Raw genomic sequence first — 17,582 nt, 5'->3', positions numbered from 1 at the left:
TTCGGAGGTGATCGGGAAAAATGGACCAAAGAGGGGTGAAGCTCTACACAAGGTGGCCGAAAGCCTGGGAATCCTTCGAAGTCATCTACAGGTCGTACATCGATTCACTCGCGGATTTAAGAGGCGCCGACGGAGGAAGGCGGTAAGAATGCACGCCTTGCGCGTAAATGCATATCTAAGAATTCAAGAGGAATCTGTTGATGAGATGACGGATGCGGAGTTGACTGAACTCGGCGCAACGATTCTAACTATCGCTGAGCGATGCGCTAACGAGCGTTATGGAAATATCTTGGATGGTGAAAAAATCGCAGACGTGGAAGTCTCGGATCGCAGCTCGATCAGGCTTGCAGCAACGGCACTTGCGGCGCTTTTGGGGTCAATTTCATCTATCTATGCAATTAACGCCTTTAAGCTACCGTCGGGTTTGGAGCCATGCGCGGTGTCGTTCTCTGTCTTGGCTTCCTCGATAGTCGGTTACGGTAAAAAAGCTACAGAGAAAATTGCACTGATTCGCGGACTGCTTGGCCAGTAGTTCATATGCTTGGTCGCGGCTTGGGAAGCCAACCAGAGAAGAATACGAGCCAGTAGCAGCGGTGCTCATCAAGCTTAGCCAAGCGCATTGGCAGGGCGCACGGGAGGGCTTCGAGGCCCCGCATTAGCCGAAGGCGGGGCCCCGGGCCTACTCGTCTCCCAGGGTCATTTCCTCAGTGACCTCTTGAAGCGGCGCCAGGAGTCGACCAGCGACGGAAGTTGATCAAGGAGGCTCTTGGCCCCGTAGATGAACGCAGCGAGGACTCCGAACCAAGTGATGATCCAGAGGCTGACATCGGACGCCACGGTGCGGCTTCCCTTCGGGTAAAGGCCGAACCTCATGCGCGGGCACACTCAGTTCGACCACGTACATAAGTGATCGAACTGAGTCCCATCCGACGCTGAAACTCAGGTACTACTGCAATATCTGGGTACCTGTTTGTGGTGGTGAGCCCTGGTTTGCTCTCCCAGGGTCCTTCAGAGGCTGCCGACTAGAGCAGTCGTCGGACTGCTCCCGGCAGCATGAGTTGACTGGGTGTCACGTCATCGAGCGACAACCCAACTCACTGCGTTCCCGCCATGATAGCCGCTCTGCCGAGGCGCTGATGTTCCGTCGGCCGGACGCAAGTAATGCTGCATGAGCCAGACTTGACTGACGACTCGCGCAGTGCCGCGACCGGTGCCAGGTCGGCCTTCGTCTGCGCCCACAGCACCAGCGCGTACGCCGCCACCGACAGGGCCGCGCCGAGCAGCCCGACCGCGGTGAAAGGACGTAGCTGGGAGGGGAGTTCGCCGCGGCGGCGGCCGAGGGCGTACAGCGGGACGACCCCGCCCTGGAGGGCCATCAGCCACGCGATGTAGCCCAGGGGCGAGCCCGAGGCGCGTACCCCCAGCCCGTCGACGACCGTGTACCCGGCGATGGTCAGACCGGTCGCCAGCGCGGCGCCGATCGCCGCCCAGGCGGGTCGGCGCCCGCGCAGCCCCCACAGCGCGACCCCGGTGAGGCCCGCGCAGGACACGGCGATGCCCGCGGCTCCCCAGCCGTCCGGCACCTCGTGCGCGAAGACCGCGGCGAGCACGGTGACCACGAGCGGCGCGCTGCCTCGCGCGATCGGATAGGCCTGCCCGAAGTCGCCCAGCCGGAACGAGGTCATCAGCAGCGCGATGTACGCGATGTGGATGGCGGCGGACGCCAGGAGGTACGGCCAGGCCCGCGCCTGCGGGAACCCCGTGAACGGTGCCACCGCCAGCCCGATGAGCAGTCCGCCGCCCGCGATCAGCGTGAACCCGACCAGTTTGTCGGTGATCCGGTGCGCGATCGCGTTCCAGGAGGCGTGCGTGACCGCGGCCAGCAGGACGGCCGCGGTCACGAGCGGGGTCACGAAGCAGGCTCGCGCACGTCCACGAGGGTGGCGCCGGCCTGGGTGATCAGGGTCTTCGGCTCCATCGGGAAGACGCTGTACGGGGTGCCGGCGGCGGCCCAGACCACGTCGTGCGCGAGCAGGGAGCGGTCGGCGAGCACCCGGGTCGCCGTGCGGTGCCCGAAGGGCGGTACGCCGCCGATGGCGTACCCGGTCGTCTCGCGCACCACGTCGGCCCTGGCCCGGGTCACCTTCGCGGCCCCGAGCTCCTCGCGCACGAGTTCCAGGTCCACCCGGGAGGCGCCGTCCATGAGCACCAGAACCGGTACTCCGTCCGCCGCGAAGATCAGCGACTTGCAGATCTGGCTCAGCTCGCAGCCGATCGCGGCGGCCGCCTCCTCGGCGGTGCGGGTGGCGTCCGGGAAGCGCCGTACCCGCCCGTGCAGTTCGGCGAGTCCCATCTCGCGCAGGGCCTCGGCGAACCGGGGGTGTACTGCGGAGCCTTCTGCGGCCGTGCCGTCGGTCGTCGTCATGCACGGCACGCTAGCGGTACGTGTACCGGGCAGGCGAACGGGTTCCGCGGGCCGGGCGCGCGGAACCACCGGCCGAGGGCCGGACCCCGCGCACATGCGCGAGGCCGGTGAGGGCACCCCGTCCCCACGGAGCCCTCACCGGCCGGTCCTTCGGCGCGGCGGCGTCAGACGTGCGCCGGCTCGCGGTGCGCGTCCGGTTCCGTGCCGCCGGAACCGCCGGCGCGGCTCAGGCCCTCGCCCTCCACGTCCATGTTCGGCAGGGCGCGGTCCAGCCACCTCGGCAGCCACCAGGCCTTGCGGCCGAGCAGCGCGAGCACCGCCGGGACGATGGCCATCCGGACGACGAACGCGTCGAAGAAGACCGCGATCGCCAGGCCGAAGCCGATCATCTTGATCATCGACTCGCTGGAGCCGATGAAGCCGGAGAAGACGGCGATCATGATGACGGCCGCGGCGGTGACCACCCGGGCGCCGTGCCGGAACCCGGTGACGACGGCCTGGCTCGGCTTCTCCCCGTGCACGTACGCCTCACGCATCCGGGTCACGAGGAAGACCTCGTAGTCCATGGCCAGCCCGAAGACCACGCCCACCATGAAGATCGGCATCATCGACATGATCGGGCCGGTCTGCTCGACGCCCAGCAGGCCGGACAGCCAGCCCCACTGGAAGACCGCGACCACGGCGCCCAGCGCCGCCATCACGCTCAGCAGGAAGCCGAGCGCGGCCTTCAGCGGGACCAGGATCGAACGGAAGACCATGATCAGCAGGAGGAAGGCGAGGCCCACCACCAGCACCAGGTAGGGGATCAGGGCGTCGTTCAGCTTCTGCGAGAAGTCGATGTTCATCGCGGTCGAGCCGGTGACCAGCACCGTCGCGCCGGTGTCGGCCTTGATCCCGGCGCCCGTGTCACGGATGCCGTGCACCAGGTCCTCGGTGGTGACCGAGGACGGCTTGGAGTCCGGGATCACGGTGATCGTCGCGGTGTCGCCGGCCTCGTTGAACGTCGCCGGGGTCACCGTCACGACGTCGTCGAGCCCCTTGATCTCGTCGCTCACCTCGGCGACGGCCGCCTTCGGGGAGTCGCTCGCGCCGGCGTCGACGACGACCATCAGCGGCCCGTTGAAGCCGGGGCCGAAGCCGTCCGACAGCAGGTCGTACGCCCGGCGCTGGGTGGTCGACACCGGCTGGGAGCCGTCGTCTCCGAGGCCCAGTTCGAGGGAGCCGGCCGGGACGGCCGCCGCGCCGAGTCCGATCACGCCCAGCAGCAGCACGGCCACCGGCCGCCGCACGACGAAGCTGGCCCAGCGCGCGCCCATGTTGGGACGGCCCGGACGCTCGGCCGCCTTGCGTGCGGCGCGGGCGCCGCCCAGCAGCCGGCTCTTGGTCCCGGCGGGCTGCACCTTGCGCCCGACGTAACCGAGCAGCGCGGGGATCAGGGTCAGGGCGATCAGGACCGCGATCGCGACCGTACCCGCCGCCGCGACACCCATCTTGGTCAGCATCGGGATGTTGACGACCGAGAGGCCGACCAGCGCGATGACCACCGTCAGGCCCGCGAAGACCACCGCGGAGCCCGCCGTGCCGACGGCCCGTCCGGCCGCCTCCTCGCGCTCGCGGCCCTCGGCCAGCTCGGCCCGGTAGCGGGAGACGATGAACAGCGCGTAGTCGATGCCGACCGCGAGGCCGATCATCATGGCGAGGGTGGACGTGGTGGAGCCCAGGTCCAGCGCGTTCGCCAGTGCCGTGATCGTGGACACGCCGATGCCGACGCCGATCAGGGCGGTCAGCAGGGGCAGACCGGCCGCGATCAGCGAGCCGAAGGTGATGACCAGGACCACCGCGGCGATCGCGATGCCGATGACCTCCGTGGAGCCGGTCTCGGGCGCCGCGGTCAGCGCGTCGCCGCCGATCTCGACGGTCAGCCCGCCGTCGCGGGCGTGCTGCGCCGCGTCGTTCAGGGCGTCCTTGGCGGCGTCCTTGAGTTCCATGCCGGAGACGTCGTACTTCACGGACGCGTAGGCGATCGTGCCGTCCTGGCTGACCGCACGGGTCTTGAAGGGGTCGGCGACGGAGGTGACCTCGGAGCCGGTGGACAGCTCCTGGACCGTCTTGCCGACGGTGGCCTTGTTGCCGGCGTCCGTGATCTTCTCGCCGTCGGGCGCCTTGAAGACGACCCGCGCGGTGGCGCCGTCGGCGCTCATCCCGGGGAAGCGCTGTTCCAGCAGGTCGAAGGCCTTCTGCGCCTCGGTGCCCGGGATGGAGAACGAGGTGCTGCCGGCCGCGGGGGCGCTGGCCGCGCCGACACCGGCGAGGGTCAGCAGCGCGACCCATATCAGGGCGACGAAGTGCCGTCGCCGGAAGGCGAAACGGCCGAGTTTGTACAGGAAAGTGGCCACTAGGGCGAACTCCCGGTCAGTCGTGGGGTATTCAGGGCAGGGGTGATCAGCCCGACGACGTGAGCGGTTACGTCAGGTGGGGGCTAGCGCGGGGAGGGGTCAGTCGGTGGGAACGCCGAGGGCGGGGAGGACCACGGCGTCGATGTACGAGATGAGGAAGTCCTGCGTGGGCGGCTGGTCGTCGATCAGGGCCCGGGTGGCGAAGGCTCCGATGAGCATGTGCACCACGTACTCCAGCGCGGGACAGTCGGCGCGGACCTCGCCGCGCTCGACGGCCCGGCGCAGCAGCGCCCGGAACTCTTCCATCTCCGGCTCCACCAGCAGTTCCCGGAATGCCCGCAGCAGATCGGGGTTGTGGTGCACCGCCATGAACAGGCCCCGCATCAGCGCGGAGTTCTGTTCCATGGCGCAGTCGTCCTCGCGCGAGGCGATGGCGTGGAAGTCGCCCCGGAGGGATCCGGTGTCGATGTCGCCCGCACGGCCCGGCTTGTTGTGCCGGATCGCCTTGGCGACGAGTTCCGGCTTGCCGCCCCACTGGCGGTAGAGCGTCGCCTTGCTGGACCGGGTGCGAGCGGCCACGGCGTCCATGGTGAGGGCGTCGTAGCCGACTTCCCGGAGCAGGTCGAGCACGGCCTCGTACAACTCGGCCTCGCGCTCGGGCGTGATCCGACTGCGCCGCACGGTCGCGACCTCGGTCATGCCACTCACCACTTCCCGCTCCGGCGTGCGCTTCGAACGACATTCTTCCGCACGACGACGTTCCGCACGACGTTCCGTACGTCGTCCTCGTACAGGTCGAATGTAGCCCAGTCCTCGTGCGAAACGAAACCGTTTCGTACGTGTGCTGGGTCACCTCCGGGCGACACGCACCCTTTTTCACGAGTTGCCCGGGGCCATTCGGCGGAAAAGCATGGGGAGGTGAGCTATCTGCGTCTGCCCCATCTCCACGAAGACCTGCTGTGCTTCGTCGCCGAGGACGACCTCTGGCTGACCTCGCTCGACGGGCCCGGCCGCGCCTGGCGCCTGACCGTCGACCGCACCAAGGTCGGCCATCCCCGCTTCTCCCCCGACGGCCGCGACATCGCGTACACGACCTGGCGCAGTCTCGTCCCCGAGATCCACCTCGCGCCGGTGGACGGCGGGCCCGGCCGAAGACTCACCTACTGGGGCAGCGCCGACACCCAGGTCTGCGGCTGGACCCCGGACGGCGACATCCTCGCCGTCGCCTCCCACGGCCAGCCCTTCCCCTACTTCACCTGGGCCTACAAGGTGCCCACCGACGGCGACCCCGGCGGCCGGATGCCCTGGGGCCCGGTCGCCGACATCCAGGTCGCCGACCTCGACGGGGACCGCAAGACCCTCCTGCTGACCGGCACCCCGCCGCACGAACCGGCCGTCTGGAAGCGCTACCGCGGCGGGGCCATGGGCCGCCTGTGGCTGCACGGGAAACAACTGGTCCCCGACATCGGCGGCCACCTCCAGTCCCCGGTGTTCGCCGACGGCCGGATCGCGTTCCTCTCCGACCACGAGGGCATCGGCAACCTCTACTCGTGCGCCTACGACGGCTCCGACCTGCGCCGCCACACCGACCACGACGCCTTCTACGCCCGCAACGCCTCCAGCGACGGCACCCGCGTGGTGTACCAGTGCGCGGGCGACCTGTGGATCGTCGACGACCTGAGCCCACGCTCCGTACCGCGCAGGCTCGACATCCGGCTGGGCGGACCCCGGGCCGGCCGCCGCCCCTACCAGGTACCGGCCGCCCAGCACGTGGACGGCATCTCCGTGGACGAGACCGGGCGGGCCGGCGCCGTCGTGGTGCGCGGCAGCCTGTACTGGCTGACCCACCGCGACGGCCCCGCCCGCACCATCACCGACACCCCGGGCGTCCGGGTGCGGCTGCCCGAGATGCTCGGCTCCGGCGGGCAGGTCGCGTACGTGACGGACGCGGAGGGCGAGGACGCCGTCGAGATCGCCTACCTGCCCCGGGCCACCGGCGACCGCCCGCCCCGGCGCCTGGCCTCCGGGGAACTGGGACGGGTCCTGGAGCTGGTCTCCGACCCGGAGGGCGAGCGCATCGCCATCGCCTCGCACGACGGACGACTGCTGCTGATCGACGCCACCGAGGAGTCCAACGAAGAGGTGACCGAGCTGATCCGGTCCGTCAACGGGCCGGTGCGCGACCTCGCCTTCTCCCCCGACGGCGCCTGGCTGACCTGGTCGCACCCGGGCATCGGGCGGTCGCTGCGGCAGATCAAGATGGCCCGGATCGCCCACAACGGCGGGACCGGCCTCGTCGTCGACGTCACCAACGGCCGCTTCGAGGACGAGAACCCGGTGTTCACCCGGGACGGGCGGTACCTGGCCTTCCTGTCCTGGCGCGGCTTCGACCCGGTGTACGACGTGCACACCGGCGACCTGTCCTTCCCGCTGGGCTGCCGCCCCTACCTGGTGCCGCTGTCGTCGGCGACCCCCTCCCCGTTCGCCCTGACCCCGGAGGGCCGCCCGGCCGCCGGCGGGCTGGACCCGATGGAGGACGAGGGCGGCGACGGCGCGGTGACCGTGGAGGTCGAGGGGCTGGAGAGCCGGGTGACACCGTTCCCGGTGACCGCCTCCAAGTACTCCGCGCTGTACCCGGTCGCGGGCGGCGGCCTGGTCTGGCTGCGCTGGCCGATCTCGGGCGCGCTGGGCGAGACCTTCGTCAACCCGGACGACACCAGCGGCCGGCCCACGCTGGAGCACTTCAACATCACCAAGGCGAAAAAGTCCGAACTCGTCGACCACCTGGACTGGTTCGCGGTGAGCGGGGACGGGACCCGGCTGGTCGTGGTCGACGAGGGCGAGCTGCGGGCGGTGCCGTCCGGCGAGGCCGGCGACAGCGACAGCACCGTCTGGATCGACCTGCGGCGCATCCTGCACGAGGTCGACCCGGCCGCCGAGTGGCGTCAGGCCTACGACGAGGCCGGCCGTCTCATCCGCGCCTATTTCTGGGACCCGGGGATGTGCGGCGTCGACTGGGACGGGGTGCTGGAGCAGTACCGTCCGCTGGTCGAACGGGTCGCCTCCCCCGACGAGTTCGCCGACCTGCTGCGCGAGGTGCTGGGCGAACTCGGCACCTCGCACGCGTACGTCACCCCCTCGCGCCGCAACGAGGGCCCGCCGCACTACCAGCGCCGCCAGGGCCTGCTGGGCGCCAACCTGGTCTGCCGGGACGGCGGCTGGATGGTCAAGCGGATCCTGCCCGGCGACTCCTCCGACTCCAAGGCCCGCTCCCCGCTGGCCGGCACCGGCATCCGCGAGGGAGCCGTCCTCACCCATGTGGACGGGCGGCCGGTGGACCCGGTGACCGGCCCGTACCCGCTGCTGGCGGCCGCGGGCGGCACGACGGTGGAGCTCACCTTCGCCCCCGCGGAGGGCAAGGCGGGCCGGTCCCGGCGGGTGGCCGTGGTGCCGCTCACCGACGACCGGCCGCTGCGCTACCAGGACTGGGTGACCAAGCGCCGCGAGGTCGTACGGGAACTGGGCGCCGGACACTGCGGCTATCTGCACATCCCCGACATGGGCGGCTCCGGCTGGGCCCAGTTCAACCGGGACCTGCGCATGGAGGTCTCCCGGCCCGCGCTCATCGTGGACGTACGCGGCAACGCCGGCGGCCACATCAGCGAACTGGTCGTGGAGAAACTCACCCGCCGGATCCTCGGCTGGGACCTGACGCGCGACGCCCAGCCGGTGTCGTACGCCTCGAACGCCCCCAGGGGCCCGGTGGTCGCCCTCGCCGACGAGGCCACGTCCTCCGACGGCGACATGATCACCGCCGCCTTCAAGCTGCTGAACCTCGGCCCGGTGGTCGGCCAGCGCACCTGGGGCGGAGTGGTCGGCATGACCGGACGGCACCAGCTGGGCGACGGCACGGTGATCACGGTGCCGATGAACGCGGCCTGGTTCGACGCCTACGGCTGGTCCGTCGAGAACCACGGCGTGCTGCCCGACCTGGAGGTGCTGCGCACCCCCCTGGACTGGGCGGAGGGACGGCACGCCCAGCTCGACGACGCCGTACAGCTCGCCCTGGACCTGCTGGAGACGAACCCGCCGGCGACCCCGCCGGACCGCAGCCGGGTACCGGACCGGTCCCGGCCGAAGCTGCCGCCGCGGGGCTGAGACCACCGGAGCCGAGACCACCGGAGTGAAGGCCGGCCGGGCACGGTCCGGCCGGCACACCACCGGCAAGGGGGCACGGCCGCGTGGGACTTGAGGACGCGAGGAAGGGGTGCCCCTCGTCAGGGGCACCCCTTGCTCATTCAGCTTGGTTCAGCGAGGAAGTCCGCTTCAGGCGTCGTAGTCCTGGTTGAAGCGGTCCTCCTGCTCACGGAGGCTGCGCTCCGTGTCACGCTGCGGCTCACGACCCCGCTGCTGCGACTGCTGGGCGCGCTGCTTGGCCTCGTCGGCCTTCTGCTTGCCCTTCTGCTGCACCTGCTGGGCCTGGTCCTGGAACTTGTCCTTCATACCCATGTGGGTTCACTCCCGTGTTGGGGGGGGAAGGCCCTTGATCGGGCCTCGACCAGATTCACACGGCCGGACACGGAGCGCATGTCGATCAGTCACGGTGCGTAGCGCGGGCCTGTTCGTCGGCCGCTCCACCCGCTCCCACCAGGCCCGATCGCATCCCCTGCAACCTGGGCGCGAACCGGCGCATCTCCCGCTGCCCGACGCTCCCGATGAGCCCAGGCAGATATCCGCGCACCCCCTGCATCCCGCGCAGCCACCACTGCCCGTACACATGGGCGGCCCGCCGCTCGATCCCGGCCACCAGCCGGTCCACCGCGGGACCCAGCGGGTAGGTCTTGTTCGACGGCCACGGCAGCCGCTGCCGCAGCTCCCGCATCACCTCGTCCTGGTCGGCCCCGCGCACCATGTCCGTGTCGGTCCAGGACAGATACCCCACCCCGACCCGGACGCCCTGGTGGCCGACCTCGGCGCGCAGACTGTGCGCGTACGCCTCCACGCCCGACTTCGACGCGCAGTACGCGGTCATCATCGGGGCGGGCGTGATGGCGGCCAGGGAGGCGATCTGGAGCAGGTAGCCACGGCTTGCCACCAGCGCCGGGAGGAAGGCGCGGGCGGTCACCGCCGAGCCGATCAGGTTGACCTCGATCACCCTCCGCCAGGCCACCGGGTCGGAGTCGGCGAACGGTCCGCCGGTGGCGACCCCGGCGTTGGCGACCACGATGTCGACCTTCCCGAACCGCTCCACGACCTCCCGCGCGACCCGGGCCATGGCCTCGTCGTCGGTCACGTCGGCGCACCAGTGCGCGCTCTCGCCGTGCAGCCGCTCCGAGACCTGCTTGAGGGCGTCCGGCTCCAGCCCCACCAGCGCCACCTTGGCGCCACGCGCGGACAGCTTGCGCGCGAGCTGCTCGCCCACGCCGCGCGCGGCTCCCGTGACGACCGCGACCTGCCCTTCGAGACCGACCCTGCTCATGCGCCCTCCTTGACCTGTACGTACGTGGTGACGAGTGCCCGGATCCGCCCGGTGACCAGCTCGGGCGCCTCGACGGGCGTCATGTGGCCGAGGCCGGGGAGTTCGGTGAGGCCGACGCAGTGCGGCAGCGCGGCGGCCAGCGAGCGGGCGTGCACCGGCGGGGTCAGCCGGTCGGCGGTGCCCACGACCACCTCCGTCGGCACGGCCAGCTCCGCGACCCCGTGATCGAGATCGAGCAGGTGGAGCACCTGCGACCAGGCGTGCCTGACCCTGCGCGGGCACGCGTGGACGATCCGCGCGCAGGCGTCGACCATGTGCGGCGTCGAACCGGCGCCCATCGTGGCGTACTTGAGGATCCGCCGCGCGGCCGGCGTGACCGGTCCGAGCGGTGCCCTCGACCCGAGGATGTGCCGGGTCAGCCAGGTCCGCGGCGCGCCGGCCCGGATCGGTACGACGGTCGACTCGGCGACCAGCCGCGAACTGCCCGTGCTGCACAGCAGGACGGCCGCCGCGTGCGCGCGGAACACCGGCCGGGCGGCGGCGGCCAGGACCGTCATGCCGCCCATGGAGTGCCCGACGACGACCGCCTTCTCGCCGGGCGCGAGGGTCGCCTCCAGTACGGCTTCCAGGTCGTCGGCGAGCGCGTCCGTGCCACAGCCCGCGCTCGCCGGACTGCGTCCGTGGCCACGCTGGTCGTAGGCGATCACCCGGTGGTCGGCGGCCAGGTCGCGGATCTGGGCCGCCCAGAACGCGGTGGAGCAGGTCCAGCCGTGGGCGAGGACGACGGGCGGGGCGCCCTCGGGGCCGTGCACCTCGACATGGAGTTCGGCGCCGTCGGCGGAGACGGCGGTCAGCTCGCGGGCGGGGACGGGCGGGGCGTAGACGTCCGTGGTGGCGGGGGCGAGACGGCTCATGCGCTCGCCCCCGACTTCCGGGCGGCGCCGAACTTCCCGGATTCCCCGGACTGCCCGGATTCCCCGGATTGCCCGGACTGCGCGGACTGCGCGGCGGATTCGGCGATTTCGGCGCGTCTGACGGCTTCGGCAGGTTCGGCGGCTTCGGCGGCTTCGGCAGGTTCGGCGGCTCCGGCTGGTTCGGCGGCACCGGACCGCACGGACCGCCGGTCGACCGGGGCGCGCAGCACCTCGTACTCCGTGAGGTCCACGCGTCGGGTCTCGCGCCGGAACTCGCTCGTCGTGCCCGGCCAGATGGTGGTGTTGCGCCCGCTCGCGTCCAGGTACCAACTCGTGCAGCCGCCGGTGTTCCACACCGTGCGCTTCATCCGGTCCTGCACCCGGCGGTTCCAGGCGTTCACCGCGCTCGGCCGGGCGACGAGGGCCGCGCGCCCGCCGAGCACGCCCAACTGCCGCATGTAGTCGGCCAGGTAATTGAGCTGGGACTCGATCATGAGGATCATGGAGGAGTTGCCCAGGCCGGTGTTGGGCCCGATGATCGTCATCCAGTTGGGGAAGCCGGCCGCCGAGGCGCCGCGCAGGGACTGCATCCCGCCCTTCCACGACTCGGCGAGCGTCCGCCCGTCGGCTCCGACCACCCGCTCGGCGATGGGCATGTCGGTGACGTGGAAGCCGGTGCCGAAGACGATCACGTCGGCCTCGGTCTCGGTGCCGTCGACGGCGACCAGGGTGGAGCCGCGGACCTCGCGCAGCCCGCTCGCCACCACGTCCACGTTGGGCCGGGCGAGGGCCGGGTAGTACTCGCTGGACAGCAGGATCCGCTTGCAGCCGATCCGGTAGTCGGGGGTCAGCTTGGCCCGCAGGGCCGGGTCCTTGATCGCACGGGTCATGTTGCGCCGGGCCAGCCGCTCGACGAAACCGAGTTCGTCCGGGTGCTTGGTGAACGCCTGGACCTGCAACTCCCTTATGCCCCACAGCAGTCCGCGGCGCATCCGCGAGGTGAGCGGCACGGCCCGGTGCAGCGCCCGCTCGGCCCCGGTGATCGCGCGGTCGACGCGGGGCATCACCCACGGCGGGGTGCGCTGGAAGAGGGTGAGCCGGCCGACCTCGGGCTGGACGGCGGGCACGATCTGGATCGCGGACGCCCCGGTGCCCACCATCGCGACCCGCTTGCCGCGCAGTTCCTGGCCGTGGTCCCAGCGGGCCGAATGGAAGACCGCGCCGGGGAAGGAGTCCAGTCCCGGGATGTCCGGGATCCTCGGGTCGGACAGCGGCCCGGTGGCGGAGACGACGACGTCGGCGCGCAGCCGCCCGCTCGTGGTCTCGATCTCCCAGTACAACCCCTGCGGGTCCCAGGTCATCAGCTTCACTTCGGAGTCGAAGCGGATGTGGGGCCGCAGGTGGAAGAGGTCCGTCACGTGCTCCAGGTAGGCGCGGATGTGCTCCTGCCCGGAGAAGGTGCGCGGCCAGTCCGGGTTGGGCGCGAAGGAGAACGAGTACAGGTGGGACGGGACGTCGCAGGCACAGCCGGGATAGCTGTTGTCCCGCCAGGTGCCGCCGACGCTGCCCGCCCGCTCCAGGACGACGAAGTCGGTGATCCCCTCGCGTCGCAGCCGCACGGCCGCCCCGAGTCCGCCGAACCCGGACCCGATCACCGCCACCCGTACATGCTCGTGCTCGTGCTCGGCCATCCCTGAGCCTCCACGCATCGCCTCGGACTGCGCCAGTGAACACTGGCGCAATGGGGAGAGTAGAGCAGTGGCGTACCGATGGGTAGGGGGCGCGGGAAGGACATCGGCACCGGCCGTCCGCCCCGGCCGGCACCGGCACGGCATAGGCTTCCGGCGTGGCAGAAGACGGCGTACGACGCGAGTACCGCATGGAGGAGCTGGCCAGGCTGGCCGGCATCACCGTCCGCACCCTGCGCTTCTACCGCGAACGCAAACTCATCCCGCCACCCCGCCGCGAGGGCCGTATCGCCTGGTACGACGACCATCACCTGGCCCGGCTGCGCACCATCTCCGCGCTGCTGGAACGCGGCCACACCCTGAACGGCATCGCCGAACTCGCGGAAGCCTTCGACCACGGCCGTGACGTCGGCGAACTGCTCGGCCTCGACGCCCCCACCGAGGAGGAGCCGGTCCGCCTCACCCCCGAGGAACTCGCCGCCCGCTTCGAGGGCGAGGTCACCCCGGAGAACCTCGCGGCCGCGCTGGACCTCGGCTACCTCGGCACCGACGGCGACGAGATCGTCCACATCAGCAGCCGCCTGCTGGACGTCTCCTCGGCCCTGGTCCGCGAGGGCATACCGCTCGCGGAGGTCCTGGCGGCGGGCAAACAGGTCCGCGAACACGCGGACGCCCTCGCGGAACTCTTCCGCTCCCTGGTCCTGCGCCACGCCCCCGAGGAGGACCTCCAGCGCCTGCGCCCCCTGGCCCGCAGCGTGGTCGAGGCGGAACTCTCCCTGGCCCTGGACCGCCACCTGCGCAAGCAGGACTGAGCCCGGCCGGACGGGCCCTAGAGGTTGTAGACCACGGTCACCGGCGCATGGTCCGACCACCGCTCGCCGTGCGTGGCGGCCCGCTCGACGTATCCCTTGACGGCCTTCGCCGCGAGCCCGGGCGTCGCGAGGTGGTAGTCGATGCGCCAACCTGAATCGCTGTCGAAGGCCCGCCCCCGGTACGACCACCACGAGTACGGGCCTTCCGCGTCCGGGTGCAGTTCGCGTACGACGTCGACGTAGCCGCCGTCGGCCGGGTCGAGGACGTTGCCGAGCCACTCCCGCTCCTCCGGCAGGAAGCCGGAGTTCTTGGCGTTGGCCCGCCAGTTCTTCAGGTCGGCCTGCCGGTGGGCGATGTTCCAGTCGCCGCAGACGACGACCTCGCGCCCGTCGGCGGCGGCGCGCTCGCGCAGGCCCTTCAGATAGGGCAGGAACTCGTCCATGAACCGGACCTTCTCGTCCTGCCGCTCCGTGCCGACCTCGCCGGAGGGCAGATAGAGCGAGGCGACCGTGACGCCCGGCAGGTCCGCCTCGACATAGCGCCCGCTGCCGTCGAACTCGGCCGATCCGAAGCCGATCCGCACCGCGTCGGGCTCGCGCCGGGTGTAGAGGGAGACGCCCGCGCGCCCCTTGGCCGCGGCCGGGGCGTGCACGACGTGCCAGCCCTCCGGGGCGCGCACCTCCTCGGGCAGCTGCCCCGGCTCGGCGCGCACCTCCTGGAGGCAGAGCACCTCGGCGGAGGTCTCCGCCAGCCAGGGGACGAAGCCCTTCTTGGCGGCGGCCCGCAGCCCGTTCACATTCACCGTGGTCACAGTCAGCACCAGGGCACGATACCGGCACACTGGACGGAGTCCCGATTTCGATTGTGCATACACATACAGTGAGTGACATGAATATACGTCCCGTCCCGTTCGATCACCCCGACGCCGTCCGGCTCAACGACGAGGTCCAGGCCGAGTACCACGTGCGCTACGGCGACGGCGGTGACGCCACTCCCCTGGCCCCCTCCGACTTCGAGTCGCCGAACGGCGCGTACCTGATCGCGTACGACGAGACCGACCGGCCCCTCGCCACCGGCGGCTGGCGCGCCCAGGACAAGAACGGCGAGGGCAACGAGGACGGCGACGCCGAGCTCAAGCGCATGTTCGTCGTCGCGGACGCCCGCGGCCGTGGGCTCGCCCGCCGGATGCTGGCCGCCCTGGAGGAGGACGCCCGCGCGGCCGGCCGGGTCCGCATGGTGCTGGAGACCGGCGTCAAGCAGCCCGAGGCCATCGCCCTCTACTCCTCCAGCGGCTACGAACCGTGCGTCAAGTTCGGCTTCTACCGCTTCCACGACTCGAGCCGCTGCTACGCCAAGGCGCTGTGACCGACGGACGCGTGCGCCTGGTCACATCCACACGAATGCCGAAGCCCCGGCCGGGAGACCCGGTCGGGGCTTCGCGCCGCACGGACCGGCCCGTGTCCGTGTTCCGTACGAAATGGCCAAAGCCCCGGTCGGTTTCCCGACCGGGGCTTTGAGCTGCAGTGGACCTGAGGGGATTCGAACCCCTGGCCCCCTCGATGCGAACGAGGTGCGCTACCGGACTGCGCCACAGGCCCTTGCAACGAGTGAAACTCTAGCATCCCGATCGCCGTGCTTGGAAATCCGTTCCCGGACCCCCGACCGGCGGCCGATCGGGGGCGACGTCGCAGGTGGGACGGGGAGCGCGCCCGTCCCACCGCGAAGCCTCACTCGTTGGCCGCCCGGGGGCGCCCGCCGTCGTCGTACTGGTCGAACAGTGGCGTACGTCCGCGTTCGCGCGAACGACGGGCGGACGCGGCCCGGCGGGCGTCGCTGCGACCGCCCGCGCCGTCCCGCTCGTCCGCCGGCCCGGCGTCGTCCGCGTCGGCGCCCGGCACGGACCCGTCGTCGGCCGGCCCGGTGGCCTCGGCCGTCTCGGCCTCGATCTCCGGCTCCCGGGCGACGGAGCTGGACCGCGCGGAGCTCCACGCGTCCGGCCCGCCGAGATCCACGTCGGAGGTGGCCCGGGGGGCGACCGGCGCGGTCACGTACGTCGGCAACGGCACCGGCACCGGGTCCCAGCTCTCGCCCGGGCCCGGCCGCCGCTGCCGCTCCCGCTGCTGGTCGACCCACTCCGCGTGGTCGGTCTGCTCGACGAGCGCGCGCCGGTCGGCGGCGAGCGCCGCCGAGAGGGCGGAGTCGGTCTCCGGGTCGTAGGCCGCCTCGGGTTCGCCGGCGTCCGGCTCGGCCCGCGAGCCGGTCTCGACCGCCGCACGCCGACGCGGCTGGCGGCTGCGTTCCCGCAGCCGCTGGGCCGCGACCTCGGCGCGCCGCCGGTCCATGTGGAAGGCGAAACGCCGGCGCTCCTGGGTGCGGAGGTAGGCGATGTATCCGCTGAGCAGCACGGCGGGCACGCCGGGCGCCCAGAGGAACGCCAGACCTCCGACGGCCGCGACGATCGCGCCGAGCGTGAAGGCGACGAAGAGCAGGACTGTCGTGCGTCTGCGGCGTGCCAGTGCCTTCGAGCGCTTGGCGCGGGCGGCGGCCGCCTGTGCCGAGGCGGCGCGCCTCTCCTCCGCCGCGCGGGTGCGCTTCGGGGTGCCGTGGGGTTCGGGGGCCGGCGCGCCGTGCCGGTCGTGCGCCGGTTCCTGCGCCGCTTCGCGCACCGGCTCGCGGCCGGGGGCGTGCGCCGCTTCGCGCGTCGGTTCGCGGGTCGGTTCCGGGTGCTGCGGTGCCTGTGCCGGTACCACTGCTTCTGTCCTCGGGCGGGTCGGGGGCATGGCGAAGGCCCGGACGTCCACCGAATCGGTGACGGCGTCCGGATCGTCGGCGTCGGGCTCCCCCTCCTCGGCGGAGCGCGCCTGCAGGTCCTTGGCGTATCGGCGCTCCATACCCGCCCTTCCGGACAGCAGCCGGATGGCGGTGCTGAAGCGTTCCGTCGGACGGGCCTCGTTCAGCTCGTCCTGCCTACGGAGCCACATCGGCACCAAGTAGGCGGCCCAGGCCCCGACAATGACTGCGTAGATGAGGCCGCTGCTGCTCACGTCTCACACGGTAGAGGGGTTTACGTGAGGCCATCCGCCAATTGAGCCGGTGTGTCGCACGATCTGGCTGATATTTCGAGCTTTTTTTGCGACCGATGCGATCAGCGGGCCACCGCGGGCGCCTATTTAATGCCCGAGGCGGTCACCCTCCGATCAATTTCGAACGTTTATTCAATTACCCGGGCCGTGCGGGATTCCCTGGTCCCGGGGCACGCTCCGGGGACGGGTCCGCCGCCAACGACTCAGCAGGCCCTCCGGCACCTCCTCCGCCGTGAGCGCGAAGACGAGATGGTCCCGCCACGCTCCGTCGATGTGGAGATAACGGGGCCGCAGCCCCTCCTCGCGGAATCCGAGTTTCTCCACGACCCGGCGGCTCGGCCTGTTCTCGGGCCGAATGCAGACCTCGACCCGGTGCAGTCCGACCGTGCGGAAACAGTGGTCCACCACGAGCGCCACGGCCGTCGGCATCACCCCGCGCCCGGCCACGGACTGGTCCACCCAGTAGCCGACATGGCCCGAGCACATCGAGCCCCAGGTGATGCCCGCGACCGTCAACTGCCCGACCAGGCGGCCCTGGTACTCGATGACGAACGGCAGCATCCGGCCCGCCCTCGCCTCGCCGCGCAGATGCCGGACCATCTGACGGTAGGTCGGCCGGTGCGCTATCGGACCGCTGGGCGTGGGCGGCGGAATGGTCGCCTCCCAGGGGCGCAGCCAGTCACGGTTGCGCCGGTTGACCTCGCGCCACATCCGCTGGTCGCGCAGCTTTATCGGCCGGAGGACGACATCGCCGTCCACCAGTTCCACCGGCCAGGACGCGCTG

General features: G+C 71.1%; 15 protein-coding genes and 1 tRNA gene. 4 read left to right on the top strand and 12 right to left on the bottom strand.

Annotation, left to right across the window (positions count from 1 at the left end; genetic code table 11):
- The first annotated feature begins 148 nt into the window (after positions 1-148).
- The gene (locus ACWC24_RS14565) at positions 149-532 is read left to right on the top strand and encodes a hypothetical protein (RefSeq protein WP_450663158.1); all 384 of its coding nucleotides are present in this window, start codon (positions 149-151) and stop codon (positions 530-532) included.
- Positions 533-1,094: 562 nt separating this feature from the next.
- On the opposite strand, the gene ACWC24_RS14560 is transcribed toward ACWC24_RS14565, so the two are convergent.
- From ACWC24_RS14560 to ACWC24_RS14545, 4 genes are all read right to left on the bottom strand, one after another.
- Positions 1,095-1,913, bottom strand: a complete 819-nt coding sequence (locus ACWC24_RS14560; RefSeq protein WP_450663157.1) for an EamA family transporter — start codon at positions 1,911-1,913, stop codon at positions 1,095-1,097.
- Positions 1,910-2,425 (bottom strand): YbaK/EbsC family protein, encoded by a 516-nt coding sequence (locus ACWC24_RS14555; RefSeq protein WP_450663156.1) that lies wholly within the window; start codon positions 2,423-2,425, stop codon positions 1,910-1,912. Before ACWC24_RS14555 ends, ACWC24_RS14560 begins: the two co-directional genes overlap by 4 nt.
- Positions 2,426-2,589: 164 nt before the next feature.
- Positions 2,590-4,821, bottom strand: a complete 2,232-nt coding sequence (locus tag ACWC24_RS14550) for an MMPL family transporter (RefSeq protein WP_450663155.1) — start codon at positions 4,819-4,821, stop codon at positions 2,590-2,592.
- A gap of 99 nt (positions 4,822-4,920) precedes the next feature.
- Complete coding sequence (locus tag ACWC24_RS14545) at positions 4,921-5,520, bottom strand: TetR/AcrR family transcriptional regulator (RefSeq protein ID WP_450663154.1); 600 nt, start codon at positions 5,518-5,520, stop codon at positions 4,921-4,923.
- Between the two features lie 219 nt (positions 5,521-5,739).
- Between ACWC24_RS14545 and ACWC24_RS14540 the strand changes: the two genes are divergently transcribed.
- On the top strand, positions 5,740-8,979 hold the full coding sequence (locus ACWC24_RS14540) for a S41 family peptidase (protein WP_450663153.1): 3,240 nt from the start codon (positions 5,740-5,742) through the stop codon (positions 8,977-8,979).
- A 168-nt stretch (positions 8,980-9,147) separates the two neighbouring features.
- On the opposite strand, the gene ACWC24_RS14535 is transcribed toward ACWC24_RS14540, so the two are convergent.
- The 4 genes from ACWC24_RS14535 to ACWC24_RS14520 all read right to left on the bottom strand — a co-directional run bounded on the left by ACWC24_RS14535 (position 9,148) and on the right by ACWC24_RS14520 (position 12,905).
- Positions 9,148-9,330, bottom strand: a complete 183-nt coding sequence (locus ACWC24_RS14535; RefSeq protein ID WP_450663152.1) for a hypothetical protein — start codon at positions 9,328-9,330, stop codon at positions 9,148-9,150.
- Positions 9,331-9,415: 85 nt separating this feature from the next.
- The gene (locus ACWC24_RS14530; RefSeq protein ID WP_450663151.1) at positions 9,416-10,300 is read right to left on the bottom strand and encodes an SDR family oxidoreductase; all 885 of its coding nucleotides are present in this window, start codon (positions 10,298-10,300) and stop codon (positions 9,416-9,418) included.
- Complete coding sequence (locus tag ACWC24_RS14525) at positions 10,297-11,214, bottom strand: alpha/beta fold hydrolase (RefSeq protein ID WP_450663150.1); 918 nt, start codon at positions 11,212-11,214, stop codon at positions 10,297-10,299. The genes ACWC24_RS14530 and ACWC24_RS14525 overlap by 4 nt, the downstream gene beginning before the upstream one ends.
- Positions 11,211-12,905: a flavin-containing monooxygenase gene (locus ACWC24_RS14520; protein ID WP_450663149.1), complete on the bottom strand. Its 1,695-nt coding sequence runs from the start codon at positions 12,903-12,905 to the stop codon at positions 11,211-11,213. The genes ACWC24_RS14525 and ACWC24_RS14520 overlap by 4 nt, the downstream gene beginning before the upstream one ends.
- 188 nt (positions 12,906-13,093) lie before the next feature.
- Between ACWC24_RS14520 and ACWC24_RS14515 the strand changes: the two genes are divergently transcribed.
- Positions 13,094-13,714: a MerR family transcriptional regulator gene (locus tag ACWC24_RS14515; protein ID WP_450663279.1), complete on the top strand. Its 621-nt coding sequence runs from the start codon at positions 13,094-13,096 to the stop codon at positions 13,712-13,714.
- A 17-nt stretch (positions 13,715-13,731) separates the two neighbouring features.
- Here the strand turns inward: ACWC24_RS14515 and ACWC24_RS14510 are convergent, their stop codons facing one another.
- On the bottom strand, positions 13,732-14,535 hold the full coding sequence (locus tag ACWC24_RS14510; protein ID WP_450663148.1) for an exodeoxyribonuclease III: 804 nt from the start codon (positions 14,533-14,535) through the stop codon (positions 13,732-13,734).
- A 68-nt stretch (positions 14,536-14,603) separates the two neighbouring features.
- Between ACWC24_RS14510 and ACWC24_RS14505 the strand changes: the two genes are divergently transcribed.
- Positions 14,604-15,080, top strand: a complete 477-nt coding sequence (locus ACWC24_RS14505) for a GNAT family N-acetyltransferase (protein WP_450663147.1) — start codon at positions 14,604-14,606, stop codon at positions 15,078-15,080.
- 159 nt (positions 15,081-15,239) lie between these two features.
- Here ACWC24_RS14505 and ACWC24_RS14500 read toward each other — a convergent pair.
- The 3 genes from ACWC24_RS14500 to ACWC24_RS14490 all read right to left on the bottom strand — a co-directional run bounded on the left by ACWC24_RS14500 (position 15,240) and on the right by ACWC24_RS14490 (position 17,566).
- Positions 15,240-15,313 (bottom strand) — tRNA-Ala (locus ACWC24_RS14500).
- Positions 15,314-15,442: 129 nt separating this feature from the next.
- The gene (sepX, locus tag ACWC24_RS14495; protein WP_450663146.1) at positions 15,443-16,759 is read right to left on the bottom strand and encodes a divisome protein SepX/GlpR; all 1,317 of its coding nucleotides are present in this window, start codon (positions 16,757-16,759) and stop codon (positions 15,443-15,445) included.
- A gap of 171 nt (positions 16,760-16,930) precedes the next feature.
- Positions 16,931-17,566: a GNAT family N-acetyltransferase gene (locus ACWC24_RS14490; RefSeq protein WP_450663145.1), complete on the bottom strand. Its 636-nt coding sequence runs from the start codon at positions 17,564-17,566 to the stop codon at positions 16,931-16,933.
- Positions 17,567-17,582: the final 16 nt, after the last annotated feature.

This window comes from Streptomyces sp. NPDC001443 (assembly GCF_053597355.1).
Note: the sequence above shows the minus strand (reverse complement) of the source record. Positions and strands in the feature narration are given on the sequence as shown.